This window comes from Paenibacillus sp. JNUCC 35 (assembly GCF_058269095.1).
Window position 1 is genome coordinate 3,870,790 of sequence record NZ_CM177771.1, and the last position, 17,123, is coordinate 3,887,912.

The 17,123-nt window shown below is 53.4% G+C and carries 15 protein-coding genes and 1 pseudogene; 4 read left to right on the plus strand and 12 right to left on the minus strand.

Going from position 1 to position 17,123, the window contains the following annotated elements; translation table 11 throughout:
- Positions 1-20: 20 nt before the first annotated feature.
- The 4 genes from AC2TF6_RS17260 to AC2TF6_RS17275 form a co-directional block, all read right to left on the minus strand.
- A complete protein-coding gene (locus AC2TF6_RS17260) occupies positions 21-434 on the minus strand; it encodes a MerR family transcriptional regulator (RefSeq protein ID WP_491307807.1) in 414 nt (137 codons plus the stop codon).
- A gap of 193 nt (positions 435-627) precedes the next feature.
- Positions 628-1,878 carry a methionine gamma-lyase family protein gene (locus tag AC2TF6_RS17265; RefSeq protein WP_491307808.1) on the minus strand — a complete coding sequence of 417 codons (1,251 nt, stop codon included), beginning with the start codon at positions 1,876-1,878 and terminating at the stop codon, positions 628-630.
- A 19-nt stretch (positions 1,879-1,897) separates the two neighbouring features.
- On the minus strand, positions 1,898-3,217 hold the full coding sequence (gene hflX, locus AC2TF6_RS17270) for a GTPase HflX (protein WP_218229990.1): 1,320 nt from the start codon (positions 3,215-3,217) through the stop codon (positions 1,898-1,900).
- Positions 3,218-3,569: 352 nt separating this feature from the next.
- On the minus strand, positions 3,570-4,535 hold the full coding sequence (locus tag AC2TF6_RS17275; RefSeq protein WP_326055180.1) for an AAA family ATPase: 966 nt from the start codon (positions 4,533-4,535) through the stop codon (positions 3,570-3,572).
- Positions 4,536-4,730: 195 nt separating this feature from the next.
- Between AC2TF6_RS17275 and AC2TF6_RS17280 the strand changes: the two genes are divergently transcribed.
- Positions 4,731-5,444: a hypothetical protein gene (locus tag AC2TF6_RS17280; RefSeq protein ID WP_491307809.1), complete on the plus strand. Its 714-nt coding sequence runs from the start codon at positions 4,731-4,733 to the stop codon at positions 5,442-5,444.
- 184 nt (positions 5,445-5,628) lie between these two features.
- On the opposite strand, the gene AC2TF6_RS17285 is transcribed toward AC2TF6_RS17280, so the two are convergent.
- Together AC2TF6_RS17285 and lplA are read right to left on the minus strand one after the other, a co-directional pair.
- Positions 5,629-6,543 (minus strand): hypothetical protein, encoded by a 915-nt coding sequence (locus tag AC2TF6_RS17285; protein WP_491307810.1) that lies wholly within the window; start codon positions 6,541-6,543, stop codon positions 5,629-5,631.
- A complete protein-coding gene (gene lplA, locus AC2TF6_RS17290) occupies positions 6,543-7,553 on the minus strand; it encodes a lipoate--protein ligase (protein ID WP_491307811.1) in 1,011 nt (336 codons plus the stop codon). Before lplA ends, AC2TF6_RS17285 begins: the two co-directional genes overlap by 1 nt.
- Positions 7,554-7,763: 210 nt before the next feature.
- Here lplA and AC2TF6_RS17295 point away from each other — a divergent pair, with 210 nt between their 5' ends.
- From AC2TF6_RS17295 to AC2TF6_RS17305, 3 genes and pseudogenes are all read left to right on the plus strand, one after another.
- On the plus strand, positions 7,764-8,537 hold the full coding sequence (locus tag AC2TF6_RS17295; protein WP_491307812.1) for a GNAT family N-acetyltransferase: 774 nt from the start codon (positions 7,764-7,766) through the stop codon (positions 8,535-8,537).
- A 100-nt stretch (positions 8,538-8,637) separates the two neighbouring features.
- Positions 8,638-8,841, plus strand: a pseudogene (locus AC2TF6_RS17300) (SDR family oxidoreductase); the annotation flags it as partial.
- A 217-nt stretch (positions 8,842-9,058) separates the two neighbouring features.
- The gene (locus AC2TF6_RS17305; protein ID WP_009674360.1) at positions 9,059-9,280 is read left to right on the plus strand and encodes a hypothetical protein; all 222 of its coding nucleotides are present in this window, start codon (positions 9,059-9,061) and stop codon (positions 9,278-9,280) included.
- 145 nt (positions 9,281-9,425) lie between these two features.
- Here the strand turns inward: AC2TF6_RS17305 and AC2TF6_RS17310 are convergent, their stop codons facing one another.
- The 6 genes from AC2TF6_RS17310 to mutL form a co-directional block, all read right to left on the minus strand.
- On the minus strand, positions 9,426-9,761 hold the full coding sequence (locus tag AC2TF6_RS17310; protein WP_218229985.1) for a hypothetical protein: 336 nt from the start codon (positions 9,759-9,761) through the stop codon (positions 9,426-9,428).
- A gap of 149 nt (positions 9,762-9,910) precedes the next feature.
- Positions 9,911-12,517, minus strand: a complete 2,607-nt coding sequence (locus AC2TF6_RS17315) for a transglycosylase domain-containing protein (RefSeq protein WP_491307813.1) — start codon at positions 12,515-12,517, stop codon at positions 9,911-9,913.
- Positions 12,518-12,669: 152 nt separating this feature from the next.
- Positions 12,670-12,915, minus strand: coding sequence for an RNA chaperone Hfq (gene hfq, locus AC2TF6_RS17320; RefSeq protein ID WP_009674373.1), 246 nt, complete (start codon positions 12,913-12,915; stop codon positions 12,670-12,672).
- 56 nt (positions 12,916-12,971) lie between these two features.
- Positions 12,972-13,946, minus strand: coding sequence for a tRNA (adenosine(37)-N6)-dimethylallyltransferase MiaA (gene miaA / locus AC2TF6_RS17325; RefSeq protein ID WP_491307814.1), 975 nt, complete (start codon positions 13,944-13,946; stop codon positions 12,972-12,974).
- Complete coding sequence (locus AC2TF6_RS17330) at positions 13,940-14,713, minus strand: class I SAM-dependent methyltransferase (protein WP_491307815.1); 774 nt, start codon at positions 14,711-14,713, stop codon at positions 13,940-13,942. The genes miaA and AC2TF6_RS17330 overlap by 7 nt, the downstream gene beginning before the upstream one ends.
- A gap of 201 nt (positions 14,714-14,914) precedes the next feature.
- Positions 14,915-17,122, minus strand: coding sequence for a DNA mismatch repair endonuclease MutL (gene mutL, locus AC2TF6_RS17335; RefSeq protein ID WP_491307816.1), 2,208 nt, complete (start codon positions 17,120-17,122; stop codon positions 14,915-14,917).
- Position 17,123 lies beyond the last annotated feature (1 nt).

Below are 17,123 nucleotides of genomic sequence, written 5' to 3' on the forward strand. Positions count from 1 at the left end.
CTCCTCTTACCCCATGCTTTTTATTTTGGAAAAAATCGGGATAACTCACCTTGAATCAGCGATACCTGACCCGGACGCTTGCCTCCGCCGAGCAGCTGCTGCTTCAACATTTTGTGCAGCTGGGTGTCTGTCAGTTCTTTGCGTTTCACTTCGGTTTGTGCGGTAATAACGGTAGCTTCCTCGGAGTCTTTGGAGATCGGCAGCAGCACTTGTTTAATGCCCGCAATGTTAACGCCTTTCTCAATCAGATCCTTGATCTCAAGCAGTCTCTCCACATCGTTGAACGAATACAACCGCTGGTTGCCGGAGGTTCTTGCCGGGATCACGAGTTCGTGCTGCTCATAGTAACGAATTTGTCTGGCTGTCAAATCGGTCAGTTTCATCACAATACCGATTGGAAAAAGAGCCATATTTCTGCGGATATCATCACTCATGATCGATTCACTCCTGAACGTTAAGTTCTGCTCTTATTGTAAAGGAAAGTACCGAAACATGTCAAGTCATGTTAGATTAATTTACAAGAGAAAATAAAACAGACATTCCGGCCCCATAAAAAGCCGAAATGTCTGTTTGTTTTCCGCTTTTCGCGGATTTTCCTCCTGCTTTTGCCCGAACCTCACATGACGTTTATAGCAGGCCCCGCTCCTTCATATGCTGCAAAGCCGTCAGCACACCCAGTTTACAGTGGGAATAGGTCAAGCCGCCCTGCATGTAGGCGATATACGGCTCCCGGATCGGCGCGTCGGCGGACAATTCCAGGCTTCCCCCTTGGATGAAGGTGCCCGCCGCCATAATGACCGGATGTTCGTACCCCGGCATATCCCACGGCTCCGGCGTCACATGCGCGTCTACCGCCGATGCCCGCTGAACTCCCTGCACGAACGTGATCAGATGCTCGGCGCTCGTGAACTCGATCGCCTGAATCAGATCCGTGCGGGGATCTTCCGGTCTCGGCCGGGTTTTGAAGCCGAGCTGCTCGAAAACGGCCGCGGCGACCACCGATCCTTTCACGGCTTGTCCGACGAGATGGGGGGCCAGGAACAGCCCCTGATACAGGGAGCGGGTCGTTCCCAGCATGGCCCCGACTTCGCCGCCGATTCCCGGCGCCGTCAGCCGGTAGGCCGCCATCTCGACAAGCTCTTTGCGGCCGGCGATATAACCGCCCGAGGCCGCAAGCCCGCCTCCAGGGTTCTTGATCAAAGACCCGGCGATGAGATCAGCTCCGACTTGGTTCGGCTCCAGCCGTTCGGTAAATTCGCCGTAGCAGTTGTCGACGAATACGATCAGATCCGAACGGATGCTTTTCACAAGCTCCACCATCTCCCCGATGGCCGCAACGGTAAACGACGCCCGCCAGTCGTATCCTCTCGAACGCTGGATGCCGATGACCTTCGTTTTCGGCGTAATCGCCGCACGGATGCCGGCTTCGTCGAGGGAGCCGTCAGCCAGGAGGGGAACCTCCCGGTAGCCGATCCCGAAGTCCTGGAGAGAACCGGTGCCGTCTCCCGGCTTCCCGATTACTTTATGCAGCGTATCGTAAGGCTTACCCGTGATGTAAACCAGCTCGTCCCCCGGCCGTAACACGCCGAAAAGCGCCGTGCCGATCGTATGGGTCCCCGATACGAAATGAGGACGCACGAGCGCGGCCTCCGCGCCGAACACTTCCGCGTACACGAGATCAAGCAGCTCGCGTCCTCTGTCGTTGTAGCCGTAACCCGTAGAAGAAGCGAAATGATAATCGCTTATGCCCTGGTTCTGAAAAGCGGCGATAACCTTCCACTGGTTGTGGTCGATCGTCCGTTCAATCTCACGAAAGCGCGGCTGTACGCCTTCCTCCGCCTGTTCCATAATGGCCATGATGTCTGAATCAAATTGCATATCGTCCGTTCCCTCTCCCTTATTCTCCCTGCTTATCCTGCTTGTCCTTCTCTTCCTTAACTTCGTATGGAGCAAGCAGATACTGCACTTTATCGTAATCTTCCTTGTTGATGTTCACCCGGAACGTCAGTACATCTTCCTCCGCCCCGCTTTCCGCCACGTCGCCTACTCGGTACACAAGAGCGATGATATCTCCCTTATCCGCAGGAATACGGAACGTGCGGCTGTCTCCCATCAGCGTTTCCTGAATCAGGAGTCTTACTCTTTCCTGGTCTTCCTCGTCATAGGCGGAGATCCGCAAGTGCGGCAGGTTCGTCGTCAGCATTTGAAGCTCCTGCTCCGTGCACAAGTCGATCTTGTTAAAAAGAACCGCCTGAGGCTTGCCGCTAGCGCCCAGATCGCCGAGCACTTCGTTCACCACCCGCATCTGCTCCTCGCGCATCGGGCTGGAGCTGTCCACGACGTGAAGCAGAAAATCGGCTTCGCAGGCTTCTTCCAGGGTGGCCCGGAATGCCGCTACTACATCGTGGGGCAGATTCTGGATAAATCCTACCGTATCGGTCAGCACGACCTCCTTGCCGCTCGGAAGCTCCAGCGTACGGGAAGTCGGATCGAGCGTGGCGAACAGCTCGTTCTGCACGTACACATCCGCGTTGGTCAATTGGCGCAGCAAGGTCGATTTCCCCGAGTTCGTGTACCCCACAAGAGCCACCTGGTAGACACCGGTTTTGCGCCGGCGTTCGCGGTGCAGCGTGCGGTGGCGGACCATCTCCTGAAGGTGCGCCTTCAGCTCGCCGATGCGCCCGCGGATGTGACGGCGGTCCGTCTCCAGCTTGGACTCGCCGGGACCTCTTGTCCCGATGCCCCCGCCGAGACGGGACAAGTTCTTCCCGTGTCCCGACAGCCGCGGAAGCAGGTAGCTCAGCTGCGCCAGCTCCACCTGCACGATTCCTTCGCGAGTGCGGGCGCGTCCGGCAAAAATATCGAGGATCAGCTGCGTCCGGTCGATAATTTTGACGTCCAGCGATTCCTCCAGGTTGCGGACCTGCGCGCCCGACAGCTCCTGGTCGAAGATCGCCGTCGTCGCCTGGTGCTCATCGATCAGGGCCTTCAGCTCTTCGACCTTGCCTTTGCCGATAAACCATTTCGTATCGGCGCTTTCCCTGTTCTGCGTCAACGTTTCCAGCACTTCGACGCCGGCCGTTTCCGCCAGCTGGATCAGTTCCTGCAGAGAGTAAGCCACGAGTTCTTCGTGCTTTTTCATTTTATCCGTGACCAGACTCACAAGAATAGCGCGGTCTTTCATTCCGGTTCTGACTTCATGACCTGTTTGTTTCATGCAGTGTCTCCTTCTGGGTATATGTATCGCCATATTAGTGGGAATTATAGGCTCGTTAGGGGATCTAAATCATCATTATCTCTCATTATTACCTTTTTTACAAAGGTATTCACCAATTTCTTTTGCGTCCGGCGAGGTCTCATCCTTTCATCGCCTATACGGGGTCTTTTCCCGCAGCGTTCAGGCGGATTTAAGGCGGAAAAGAACAAACGGCTGCCAAATAAAAAAATTATCTTTCTGCAGATAAGTTTTTTCGCCCTTCGCGGGACGGATCGTGCTTCCTAGCTTTAGCCGGCGGTTTTCACGCCATTCTGCTGCGCTGCTTTAGCTCTACATTTCCCATTCAGGTGAGTCAGGAAACGCCGTACTCCATTTTAAGCTTATTTTCCGCCGCCGTCACATCTTGAGGCAGGATCTCCATCAGGTCCTGCTTGGACGGCTTTTTGTACCGGCTTAATAACCGGACCGCCTGATTTCTTATCGATTTCTCAATCACATTGCGTACGAACCGCGCATTATTGAAGTTAAGGCTCGTTTCCTTCTCCATAATAATGATGTCCCTCAGTTTATTGACCGATTCGAGGCGCATCGTGTAGTCACGCTCGTTAATCATCAATTCCGCGATTTGAATAAGCTGATCCACATTGTAATCCGTAAAATCAACCTGAATGGGAAAACGCGAAGGCAGCCCCGGATTCGTCGATAAAAAATAATCGATTTCGTCGGGATACCCGGCGAGAATCAATATAAAATCATTCTTGTGATCCTCCAGGCTTTTTACGAGACAGTCGATAGCCTCCTTGCCGAAATCCTTTTCCCCGCCTCTTGCCAGACTATAGGCTTCATCGATAAAAAGAATGCCGCCGAGCGCTTTTTTAATCAAATCCCTCGTTTTGATGGCCGTATGCCCGATATATTCTCCGACGAGATCGGCACGCTCCACCTCGATCAAATGACCTTTGCTAAGAACCCCCAGGCTTTTAAACAACTTGGCCAGTATTCTCGCCACGGTCGTTTTTCCCGTCCCCGGATTGCCTTTAAAAATCATATGGTAAACCTGCGAATTATCTTTAAGTCCGGCTGCGCTTCTCAACTTGTTGATATGCAGGGTAGCGTACATTTGATAAATAAGATCTTTCACTTCCTGCAGGCCGATCATCGTGTTCAGTTCCTTAAGCGTTTCGTTGAACGTTTCGGATTGGATGTCCAAAGTCGTACTTTCCGGTTCCTGTATAAGTGGCGCAGCCTCTTGACTGTTGAACACAATATTGATCTGTGAATTGCTTCTGACCGTTATTCGTCTTGAAGTTGCGTCCATTCTCCTCACCTCTTTCGTAATTATATGCAGGGAAGGAACGCGGTCATGCAACAAACTTGGCGGCGGAACGGACGCGTATTTGAGGGAGGCTGCAACCCGGGTGCCGGGCGCCCAAACCAACCGCCTGATTGTCATATGTTGGAATACATGTTAAAGTCGCCTTGTATCTTCATCTTTTTTTGGGGAAGTGAGTCCGTGAACAAATTAGTTTCGGCATTACTTGCGGCAGCTGCTTCGGCAGTCTCTCCGCTCACTACGGCTTATGCAGCAGCTATAGAATCCGAATATACGGATGCCGCGATCGGTATCCGGTTCAGCACATTCAGCATTCTCTCAGAGCACCAGGGAATTACAGATGCGGCCGTTCAGTATACGGATCCCAAGCGTAAACAAAAGAGCCCTATCCTGCAAAGTAAGCCCTCTCTCCCGCCGACGGAACAAATTTCCGAAGTTTATGATCACTCCGTCTATTCCAACGCGGGAACGAGCATAACCGGTTTGAAACCTAGCCCGAGGGAAAATGACGTATTTCTAGTGTCCACCGCTCGCGGCAGCAGCAATACCATAACTGAGCCTAAGCAAATAAGCGCTTCTCTGCAAATTAGCGGAGTATCCAACAGCGGTATCGCCAGTCTTGTAAAGCTCGCCGTAATCGGAAACGCTTCGGAAAAACTCATCTATGTGTGGCCGGATTCCAAGGTGTACAGGGCGCCGGAAACAGTGCCTTTTCATCGTGATTATTATGGAGCCGTCCAATACGTCCCCTATTCAACACAGGTTCGTCAGACCGATATTTATAAACAATATTACAAATCCATTTATATAAGAGAGGTTCAACATGACCGAGGGATTGTTGAAACTGTTTCTTCAGAAGCCCCGCAAAGTATAGAATACTCTATTGATTTTTAGAAAACCCCTTAAACGGGTTTAACTCGGGTTTAAACTTTCGTTTTCCTTATCGCAAAGTTTCATAAAAAAGCCGGACCATTGTCGGTTTAACCATAAAAAAGAGGGGCTCCTCCGCCCCTCTTTCCTCTATATATTCACTTCAAAAACAGGCTCGCATTAGATTTTGACCGGCTTAACGAAATCATCAATCGCGCTCTTCCGTGCCTTCAGCTTGCTCCAACCGACCGGATTCATCCTCTGCCGAAGCATCACGATTTTCGTCATCCTCCGGCGCCGCGGATATTTGCTCCGAAGCTCGGCCGCCTGCCGCGTCCAAATAAAGCGAATCCAGATCGGCACGCCAATCCGCCACAAAGTAGAGAATATACTCCGAAGGCACGCCTGCCATGTCCGCCTGATCCCAATCCCCGGCCAAATCGGTGAGCCTCAGATCTTCTCCCTTATAGGGTCCCGAGGCAAAAAAATCATTCGCCCAGTTCAGCTGGAAAAGATGGCCGTCATGCGCCTGAACCGCAGTAGGCGCGTAGCCCATCCGGATCTCCTGCGCCCGGGACGTGGCCAGCCGGACATCGGCCGGAAGCGTATAAGGAGACGGCTCCACGCTTGCGACCTCGTCGCAAAAACGGATACGGCGGCCGTCCTGCCACAAATCAATCGGGGGCCGGCTTTGAAAGCTGACGTACGCCATGTCGAACGTTTCGCCGCGCACGGTCGTCACCCGGCAGGGGACTTCGGCGGAAGTCCGGCCGCCGGCGATACTGCCTTGAGCCGTGGCCCCGATTTTCCCCAGCTCGTCCCAAATTTCATCGGATACCTCGTAGGTACCCGCATTCCAATGCTCCACCAGCCCGGCTTTGGAAGGGTGAATATACGACATCATAATGCCGTCCCTGCCCAGGTACCATCTGCTGCCGCAATTTTCACACGCGTATTCCCAGCCGTGCTTCAGTTGTCTCTCGATCTTGAGCGCCCGCTGCACCTGCTTCGACTCGGCATCGTGGCCGTGCTGGAACCGGGCCCAGTTAAAAGAAATATACTTTTTGCCGCTGCACTGGGGACATGCCGCCGGAGGCGATGATTTGCGGGAGAGACGAGGCATTACGCCTCCTCTCCTTTCAAAGTCAGCAGCCCGATAAATTCTTCCTTGCCGACTGCGCCGAAATAGGCGGTAATATCCGTCCCCTCGAGAGCCTGTTCCAGCGACTGGGTATCGTACTTCACACCGGTAAGCAGGCGTTCGATTTCCTCGACATCTTTGACCCCGAAGAAGTCCCCGTAAATTTTCATTTTACCGATGCGGCCTTCCTCCAGATTCATCCGTACATCAATCGTTCCCGCCGGAAAACGCTTGGAATTGACGAGTTCGCTTTTCGGCGATTTGCCGTAATTCCAATCCCAATTGCCGTAGCGCTCCGCCGAAAGCTCGTGGATCGCCTTCCAGTCCTTCTCCGTTAAAACATACTGAGGCACTTCCGATGCACTCATACCGAAAATAGTTTCCAGAAGCTCTTGTCTGAATTCTTCGATCGTCATGGGCTTCTTAAGGAATTCCATAATGTTGGCGACACGGCTGCGGATGGATTTGATGCCTTTGGATTGAATTTTGTCCGCTTTGACCCGGAGCGCCGAAACGACATGCTCGATATCCGACTGAAAAAGCAGCGTTCCGTGGCTGAACAAGCGCCCTTTCGTCGCGAACATGGCGTTGCCCGAAATTTTGCGTTCTCCCACCTGAATATCGTTGCGTCCGCTCAGCTCGGCATCCACCCCCAGCTTGCGCAGGGCTTGTACAACGGGCTCCGTGAATTTACGGAAGTTATGGAACGATTCGCCGTCATCCTTGGTGATGAAGCTGAAATTCAGATTGCCGTGATCGTGATAAACGGCTCCGCCTCCCGACAAACGTCGGACGACGTGAATCCCGTTCTGTTCCACATACTCCGTGTTGATTTCCTCCACCGTGTTCTGATTTTTCCCTATAATAATCGAAGGCTCGTTTATGTAAAAAAGCAGATAGGTTTCGTCTGCAGGCAAATTTTTGAGTGCATATTCCTCTATCGCCAAATTGATTTGCGGTTTTGTAATGGATTGATTGTCGATAAACAGCATAGGGACCTCCACAGCGTTTTTCTTTTATTTTAAATCATTTTTGTCGAAAAAGATATTTTCATGCCGGGGGCGGATCTGATCATGAAAATGCTTGAATAAAAATGAAGAACAATGTATTTTTATACATAACTATGCATGTTTATAAGATGCCGGCTCGTTTAATTGATTCCCCTGTGTGGTAAAGACGAGTTAGGTCAAGGAGATGACCCGATGAGAACGAAGATGGATTGGCTCGCTTTGGAAAAATGGGCTGCAAACCAGTGGCCGCCGGAGGAAAGTGAAGTGCTTGGCCATTGGCGCCTGAGAGCGTCGGGCGGGTTTACGAAGCGCGCGAACAGCGTGCTTGCCGTCGGAGACCTGCCGGACGATCCAGACTGGTTTGAGCGGATATGCCGCTTCTATTCGGACCGCGGACTCCCAGCCGTGTTTCATATCAGCGATTCGTCGCCGCCGGAGCTGGATCTCATGCTGGAAGACAAAGGCGGCATCGTAACGGCCCCCTGCTTCGGCATGATGGCTCCGGCAGCGGAAATGAACGCGAGGCTGCGTCCGCATCAAGACCGTGCCGACGTCGCCGCCGAGCTGCTTGCGGCCCCCGACCCGGCATGGATGGAAGATTACATGCTGCTGGAGGGTCATGTCGCGGAAGCTCGTCCCTTCTACGAAGGTCTGCTGGAACGCATGCCCGCTCCAAAGGTCTTCGTTCGTCTGATGTCGGACGATGGAGAGACCGTCGCACTGGGTACGGCCCATGCCTCCGGCGGATGGGCGATTTTGTCCAATATCATTGTCCGGGAAGACCGCCGGGGACAAGGCTTCGCGAAAGCGCTGCTGGCTCATTTGGCTGCCTGGTGTGCCGACAACGGCGCCCGGTCCGTCTTTCTGCAGGTGCTGCAGGACAACGCGGCCGCTCTTCATTTGTATGAAAGCGCAGGATTTCAACCCGAGTTCAGGTACCATTACAGGGTTTTGCAGCAAGATTGATTTTTTCCAAGGAAGGTCAGCTAGAATAGAAAGGAAACAGTTTTCATGACGACGAACAATGAGCAGAAGCAGACATTCCCGCCGCAGCATCAGAACAATCAACCCGGGACCGATCTGGACCCCGCTTATTCCTTCCACCTTTACGGAGGACAAGGTAGCTGCTTTCGGTTCGGATACACCTACGCAAAGAGCCGGACAGCCCGAGGAGCTCGCTCCGAGCTACGTCTTCCTTGCTTCGGACGACTCTTCCTATATGTCGGGGCAAATTCTTCACGTCAACGGCGGAACTGTCGTTAATGGTTGAGCCGATACCAGCAGCGGTTTAACGATAAAAACTGACGCAGAGACATGCTCTCGTCAGTTTTTTGCTGTCCGGGTCCGGATATCTTGACAATTCTGTTAAAATCCAAAAAAAGACAGGAATGTTTCTGTCGAATTGTCCTATATGGCTTGTCTTTTATTGGAAAATGGGGTATCTTACTAGAGTAGTAAAAATTTGATAGCGAAAGGAGGCGACAAAGATGGAAAAAATGTGCATGCAAATGATGATGACCATGTGTATGGATGAAATGATGTGCAAAATGAACACCATGAAATCCATGATGGACAGCATGATGCAAATGAACATGATGTCTGAAATGAACATGGATATGGATATGATGATGGGCAAAATGCAAGAGTGCGACGAGAAAATGACGATGATGATGAAGATGATGAGCGAAATGAAACAAATGTCTATGTAATCCGGACTTTCTAACTGAATCCCCTGTTCATCCCACAATGAGTAGGAGCATCATCTCGGCAGAGCGGACGACCGCATGTCTTTTTTTTTTCCTTTTTAAGGCTTTCCGCCGTAAGAAGCCGAATGAACTTCAAAACATGCCAGTCTTACTTGACCGCTAATATTTTCTTCGATATTTCAATCCTCTGCGATTTAAGAACCCATACTTGCTCCCGGATCGTTTCAATCTGAGTGCTGTCCTTGCTCTGCCTCAGCTGTTCGAACAGCTCCAGCATTTTCAGATTGATCGAATCATACATCTTCCAAAGATCTTGCCTCAACCTCGCCCGAATTTCCTGCTGGACGTAAATGTCTCTGAGCTTGAGCGATTCCATTATCGCTTGCTGCCACTCTGTATCTCCAAGGGAGCCGGCGTAATTATACAAATCCAGATGATCATCTACCCATTTACGGGACCATTCTTGTACAGAGGGGGTTCGCATGACCATCAGCTCCTTCAGCACCTTATACCTAGTATTATACTGGGATTAATAAGAAATACAAGAGGCGAATTGAAATAATTGACAACTATTTTCAGCTCATAAAAAAACACCCCTCACTTGTTAAGTAAGGGATGTTGAATGTACGGCTGCTAGCCGTTATTTTGCTGCCGGTCATCGTCTCTGGAACCCGAGGTTCCCGATCCTGCCGGTTCAGACGGCGATGGGGGCGGTGTCGGAGAAGCAGTCCCGCCGGAACTGCCGCCGTTTCCTGTGCCGCTGCCCGTATTGCCCGGATTTTTATCTTTGTCCTTGTCTTTATCTTTACCGGGGTTGCCGTTTCCATTGCCATTTCCGTTTCCATTTCCATTGTTATTGCCGTTGTTATTCCCGTTGCCATTGCCGTTGCCGTTGCCGTTGTTATTCCCGTTTCCATTGCCATTGTTATGGCCGTTTCCGTTCCCGTTGCCGTTATTGTTTCCATTGCCGTTTTCTCCGTTGTTGTTGCCGTCCGGATTAGAAGGCGTCGGAGTCGGCTCCGTTCCCGGAATGGTAACGGACGCAACGTTGGATTGAACCCCTGCGGCATCTCCGTTGGCCGGAACGACATAGTACTCGTAAGTGCCGCCGGGCTGGACGGTTTGATCCATGTATTCCGTTGAGTTGGAAGGCGTAAGCTGACTGAAGTCGGTTTCCCCCGGTCCCTTGCGGAAGACCTGGTAGGCGCTTGTTCCTTCAGTAGCCGTCCAGCTCAAGCGCACGCCGCTGTTTTGCCAGCCTGCTCTCAAATCCGTCACGCTCTTCTTCTCTTGGACCGGAGGCTTCTCCTGCTCGATTTGTTTGCCTCCGCTCGGACGCTCGAAATCTTTTACAGGAATGCCCTTCATCGCTTCGGCCATGACGGCGCTAAAGACCATGTTGGCGCGGTCCGAATAATTTTTGCGGATATAGTGCTTCGAATCCGTCTTGTCGAAACCGGCCCAGACGGCACCGGTCCACTGAGGCGTATAACCGACGAACCAGATATCGCGGTAGTGGGATTCCAGCCCCTTCAAATCGAGCTGGGTCGAACCTGTTTTACCGGCAAGAGGACGACCGAAATCCGCTTTCACACCCGTTCCGCCGCTGGTTACGACTTCCCTCATCATTTGAGTCATATACCAGGATGTTTTCTCGCTCATCACTTTCTTCGGCTCGGCTTTATAATCGATTGCGGTTCCGTCGCTTTTCTCGATTTTCAAGATCGCGTGTCCCTGATTATAAACGCCGTTGTTCGCAAAGGCCGCATAGGCTTGCGCCATCTGCAGCGGAGACTCCCCTTTGGTCATACCGCCCAGGGCCATGGCCAGGTTATTGTCGTTTTCGTCGAACGTAATGCCGAGCTGCTTGGCGAAATCTTTACCGGTGTTGATGCCGATTTTGCTTAACGTCCAAACGGCCGGAATGTTTTTGGATTTCTTGATCGCATAGGTCATATCGACTTGACCCAGATACTGCCCGTCATAGTTTCTCGGGGCGTATTTCCCGAATTCCTGCTTGGTGTCGTCCAGCATGGATGTAGGCACGTAGCCCTTCTTCTCGATCGCCGGCGCGTAAACAACCAGCGGTTTAAACGAGGAGCCCGGCTGCCGCGGCTTATACGCACGGTTCCACGTTCCCGATTTATAGTCCCGGCCGCCTGTCATCGCGACGATCCCGCCGCTGGCGTTATCGATAATGACCATCGAACTCTGCATCGGCTGCTCCGGTCCGTCCGGCTGGAACAGCTTCGCGTTCGTGTACGCCTTATCCATCGCCTTCTGAGCCGTGCTGTTCAGTGTCGTATAAATTTTATATCCGCCGTTCGAGATCTGCTCATCCGTAACCCCGTATAAATCGTAAGCTTCTTTGATGACGTAGTCACGGAAGCTCGGGAACAGGTTGCTTTGCGCAACCGGTGTCTGGGTTTTAGGATCGTAATCGACGGCCGCCGCCTGAGCGCGTTCCTCTTCGGTGATCAACCCCTGATCCGCCATAAGTTTGAGAACGACGCCTCTGCGGTCTTTGGACGCCTCGGGATCCGAGATCGGCGAATACTTCGAAGGTGCTTTCGGAAGACCGGCCAATGTTGCGATTTGCCACAATTGAAGCTTGTTGAGGTCGGACACGCCGAAATACCGTATCGCCGCCGCTTTCACCCCGTAAGCCTGGCTGCCGAAATAAATCCGGTTGAGATATTTCTCCAGAATTTCATTTTTGGTGTACTTGTTGTCGATAGCGAGTGCAATGGACATTTCTGTCCCTTTACGGAAGAACGTTTTATCCGAGTTCAGGAATACGTTCTTCGCCAGCTGCTGAGTGATCGTACTCCCACCCTCAACAGCGCTGCGTGCAATAACGTCTTTGACTACCGCACGGCCGAGCGACCAGAAGTCAACCCCGGCATGCTCGAAAAAGCGGCGGTCTTCCGTCGCCACGAAAGCATCTACAAGCTGCTTCGGAAACTGGTCGAACTTGACATTCTCGCGATTCTCCTTAATGACCTTGGCGATTTCCTGTTTGTCGGCATCATAAATAACCGATGCTCCCAGGGCATCGTCCAATTTGTCTATGTTCGCGGTAAGAATTTTAAGACCATTCAAATAAACGACTAAATAAATGCTCATCGCGCATATGAGCGCGAGAAGGGCGGCAATAATCACACCCAATATAACCTTCGCCGCATTCCCCTTTTTTTTCGGTTTCTTGCCTTTCGAAGGCGTTTTACTGCTTGCTGCCATCAACGCTCCCTCTCTTTCTGTGCATGGCTCTCTCTGGGGCAGGCTGCCTTTCAAAAGTGTCATACTAGTAAAAGAACAACCCTATAAAATAAGGTTGTTCCGGACGGTTCTTTAGTTTAGACGAAGCAGGTAAACAAAAAGTTGCCGGCTGCTTATTCGGCAGCAGACTGCTCAGGCGCCGGCATCAAAGATACGGAACGCTGAGGCGTAAATGTGGAGATCGCGTGCTTGTACACCATTTGCTGTCTGCCGTCGCTGTCGATAATGATCGTAAAGTTGTCAAAAGCGCGGATCAACCCTCTGATTTGAAACCCGTTGGTCAAGTATACGGTAACGGGAATGCTTTCTTTACGGAGCTGGTTCAGAAAATTGTCCTGAATATTGATCGATTGTTTCATCAGAAGGTCCCCCTTAACATAATCAAACTAAGCCAAGTCTAAAAGCAAGCGTTTGCTTATGCATTATATTCGTTATCGTGTACAAACTTTCCTGTTATTATAGCATGGAAATGTTCGAGATGCCCAGAAAAGTTTGCGGTATCCGTGACGTCTATCCACTGGATATCCTTCATGTGACGGAACCAGGAAAGCTGCCTTTTGGCAAAATGTCTCGTGTCCCGTTTCAAGAGTTCGACCGCTCTCTCCAAGGAGATCTCCCCGTCCAGGTAAGAGACCATTTCCTTGTAGCCGAGGCCCTGCATCGCAACCGATTGGCGGGGTACTCCGCTTTCGAGCAGTCTTTTCACTTCATCAACCAGCCCTTCGGCCATCATGATGTCGATTCTCTCTTCGATGCGCCCGTACAGAAGCTGACGGTCCATGGTCAGTCCGACTATACATAGTTCGTAAGGGGATTCTTTTTTCTGGGCGGCGTTATGGGCCGATAACGGTTTTCCCGTCAGATGATACACTTCCAGCGCGCGAATAACGCGCCGCCGGTCGTTGGGATGCAGCTTAAGCGCGGAATCCGGGTCCACCTCGGCAAGCGTCCGGTGGAGAGCTTCATCTCCATGCTCCTCCGCGAACCGATTCTTCTGGTGGCGGAATTCTTCATCCGCCCCGGCTTCCAGAAACTGATACTCGTAGCAGACGGATTCCACGTAGAGTCCCGTCCCGCCGACGAGGAAAGGAAGCTTCCCCCGCTCCGTAATCTCAGGCACAAGCTGCCTGACGCGCTGCTGAAACTCGGCGACGGAGTAAGGGTAACCGGGATCGTGAATATCGATCATATGATGAGGGATTGCGGCCCTCTCTTCGGGCGTCGCTTTCGCGGTCCCGATATCCATTCCTCTGTAGACCTGCATGGAATCCCCGGAAAGGATCTCGCAGTTCCACCTCTCCGCTATTTCTAGGCTCAGCTTTGTTTTGCCGACCGCGGTGGGGCCGATCAGAACAAGCAGCTTCGGTTTCACGCCTTGGCTGTTCAGCATCGGATCACCCCGTATGCCAGCTTGCTGCCCGTAGGAACAGTCTCCCGGAAACCGAGCCTCTCGAATTCTCCGCTTTGCCGGCCTTCCTTGAGGATGACGCAGCGCCGGGCGACACGCCGGGCTTCCTCCACGGCGGCCGCTTCCAGAGGGCGGTCGTCCGCCGCACTGCGCAGAGGCGACAAACCCGAAGACTCCTGGATCGGCGCTCGGAACATCGGGTCGAAATACACGATGTCGCAGCTGTTGTCCTCCATGGCGCGCAGCCCGTCAAGATGATCTCCCTGCCGGATGGCGACGCGCCTCATGGCGGCGTCGAATTCGGCTTCTCCCGTCCGGTAGGACTCCAGGCCTTGCTCGAGCAAATAGGCCAGAACCCGGCCGTGTTCCCAAGCCGTTACGGAACCTTCTTCCCCCACTGCGAAGGAAAAAAGGATCGAATCGGAAGCGAGTCCGGCCGTGCAGTCTACAACGGCATCGCCTCGGTCCGCTCCCGACAATTGAAGAAGCGGATCGGAAGAACCCTGCCGAAGCCGTTTGTAGCGGACCAAGGCCATGCTCGGATGAAAAAAGAGCGTGTGAGGACCGCCGAAGTCATATTTTAAGCCTTCCTTCGTAATCAGAAGGATTTCGTTTTCTCCGAAACGCGAACGCAATCCGGAAAGCGTCAGCCGTTTTCGCGGTACAAAGCGGCCGCCCAGCGTCCGGGCTGCGGCGATCGCTTTGTCCACGTCTTCGGAGGCTGGGTCGTAAGATGTGGTTACAAGCACAGCATTCCCTCATTATCCGTTAGCGAGTTTTAAGTCGATGACAGGACGGTCGCCCGTTCCGCCAAGGACATGTACACCATATCACAAAGTCTTTCCGCACGTCAAAACGCGTGTTCGTATCGTTTCAAACAGGCGGCAGGCCGGAAAAGCGCGCTGTATCAGGGCATTTGCCGCTTTAATCAAGCGAATGGATGCCAACTTTTACATGACGCGTTTGAACATTTTCTCCAGCTCGTAGGTCGAAAACGAAATGACGATCGGTCTGCCGTGAGGACACGTATAAGGATTGCCGCATCCGCCCAAGCGGTCAAGCAGCGCTTCCATTTCCACGGTACTCAGACTCTGATTGGCTTTGATCGAAGCTTTGCAGGAACATAGAGTGGATGATTTTTCACGCAGCTTGGACAGATCCACTCCCTTGCGCTCCGTTAAAATCCATTCGCACATTTCCTCTACGATTGCCTGCTCGTCTCCTGCCGGAAACCAGTGCGGATAGGCTCTCACCAGGTACGTATTACCCCCAAAAGCTTCCAGATAAACGCCTACCTGCTCCAAAAGCGACAGCTTGTCCCGAAGGGCTTGAAAATCCGCCGAAGTAAACTCCAGCGGGATCGGAACAAGGAGTTCCTGGCTGGCTTCCTGGGGTTCTCCGAACTTGGTGTAGTAGTATTCGTAATTAATCCGCTCGTGAGCGGCATGCTGGTCGATCATATAAAAGCCCGCTTCGTTCTGGGCAAGCAAATACGTGCCGTGCAGCTGGCCGATCGGCGAAAGCGACGGGAAATCCGGCCGCTTGAGCGCTTCCTTGTCGCTGCGCGTCGGCAGCGCGGCGAGCAGGCTCCCCGCCGCTTCGCGGGAGTATGGCCGGTCGTCCTGAGCGGGTGTGCGTCCGGTCCGGCCTCCCCCGGCGGCTGCCCCGCCGCGCGGCTGGCCGCCGTAAGCCGCCCCGGAGCCGTACGGAGCGCCGTAGGGCTCCGCTGCGGACGGCCGGGATTGCGGCTCGCGCAGGCGGGAAGTCCCCGCTTCCTGCGCGGCAGACGCGGGCACGCTGCCCGGACCGCCCGGGACGGCCGCGTCCGAGGCGGAGCCTGAGCGCCGGTCGTCCGCTGCGCCCGGCGCGGACGAGCCCGCGGCTTCGCCGCCGGCAGCATCGGGCGGAGCAAGCGAGTCGAGCGAAGCCAGGCTGCGCCGGCGCTCATCCGCCTCTTGGGCAGTGTCACGCCCTTCCCCGGCCCCTTCGCGGTTGTCCGCGGAAGCCGGAGCTTGTCCATCTGCGGGGACGGACAGCTGTTCTCTCCACTGCGCCGGGGTAATTCCCTGCTTCAGCAAGGGATCCGCCTCCGGGCGGTACAGCGTCATCGTCTCCTGAACGAACGATTCCTTGATCCGTGCGGAAGCCTGAACGCCTTTCGGAATAAGGACCTGACGCCCCAAAGCTTCCTTGATCATGTCCTCGATCATTTTTACCAGCTCCGGCTCTTTGCTGAAACGAACCTCAAGCTTGGACGGATGCACGTTCACATCCACGAGAGAAGGGTCCATCTCAATATGCAAAACGACTACCGGAAAACGGTTGATCGGAAGAAGCGTATGGAATCCGTTCATGATGGCATGCTGAACGGCAAAGCTCCGCACGTACCGGCCGTTTACCATAATGGACATGGCGCTGCGGTTCGCCCGGTTCAGCTCGGGACGAGAGATATAGCCGGAAATTTTGTAATCCAGGCTCTCTCCTCCGACCGCGATCATCTGCTTGCCGACAGCCGACCCGTACACGCCCGCGATAACTTGAAGCAGGTCGCCGCCGCCGAGAGTTTGCAGCAGGCTGTTGCCGTTATGCTTCAAGGTAAAAGCGATTTCCGGGTGCGCCAGCGCGAGCCGGTACATATAGTCGGAAATATGACCCAGCTCCGTCTGGATGGTTTTCATATATTTCAGCCGGGCAGGTGTGTTGTAAAACAGCTCTTTGACCGAAATATCCGTCCCTTTGCGGGCAGACGTTTCTTCCTGCGTAACGACGTCCCCGCCTTCCACGGCAAGCTTGCGCCCGAGACCGCTGCCGTCCGTCGACGTCACGAATTCCGTCTTGGAAACGGCCGCGATACTAGGCAGCGCCTCACCGCGAAATCCCAAGGTACGGATGGAAAAGAGATCTTTGCCCGACTGAATTTTGCTCGTCGCATGGCGGTAGAAAGCCAGCTCGCAATCCTCGCTCTCGATTCCGGAGCCGTTATCGGTTACGCGGATGAGCTGCAATCCGCCTTCTTCCGCCACGACATCGATGCGGCTGCTTCCGGCGTCAATGGAGTTCTCCACCAGTTCCTTCACGACCGATGCCGGACGCTCTACTACTTCGCCAGCTGCGATTTGGTTGGCGATATGCTCGTCAAGAAGCCGAATTTTGCCCATC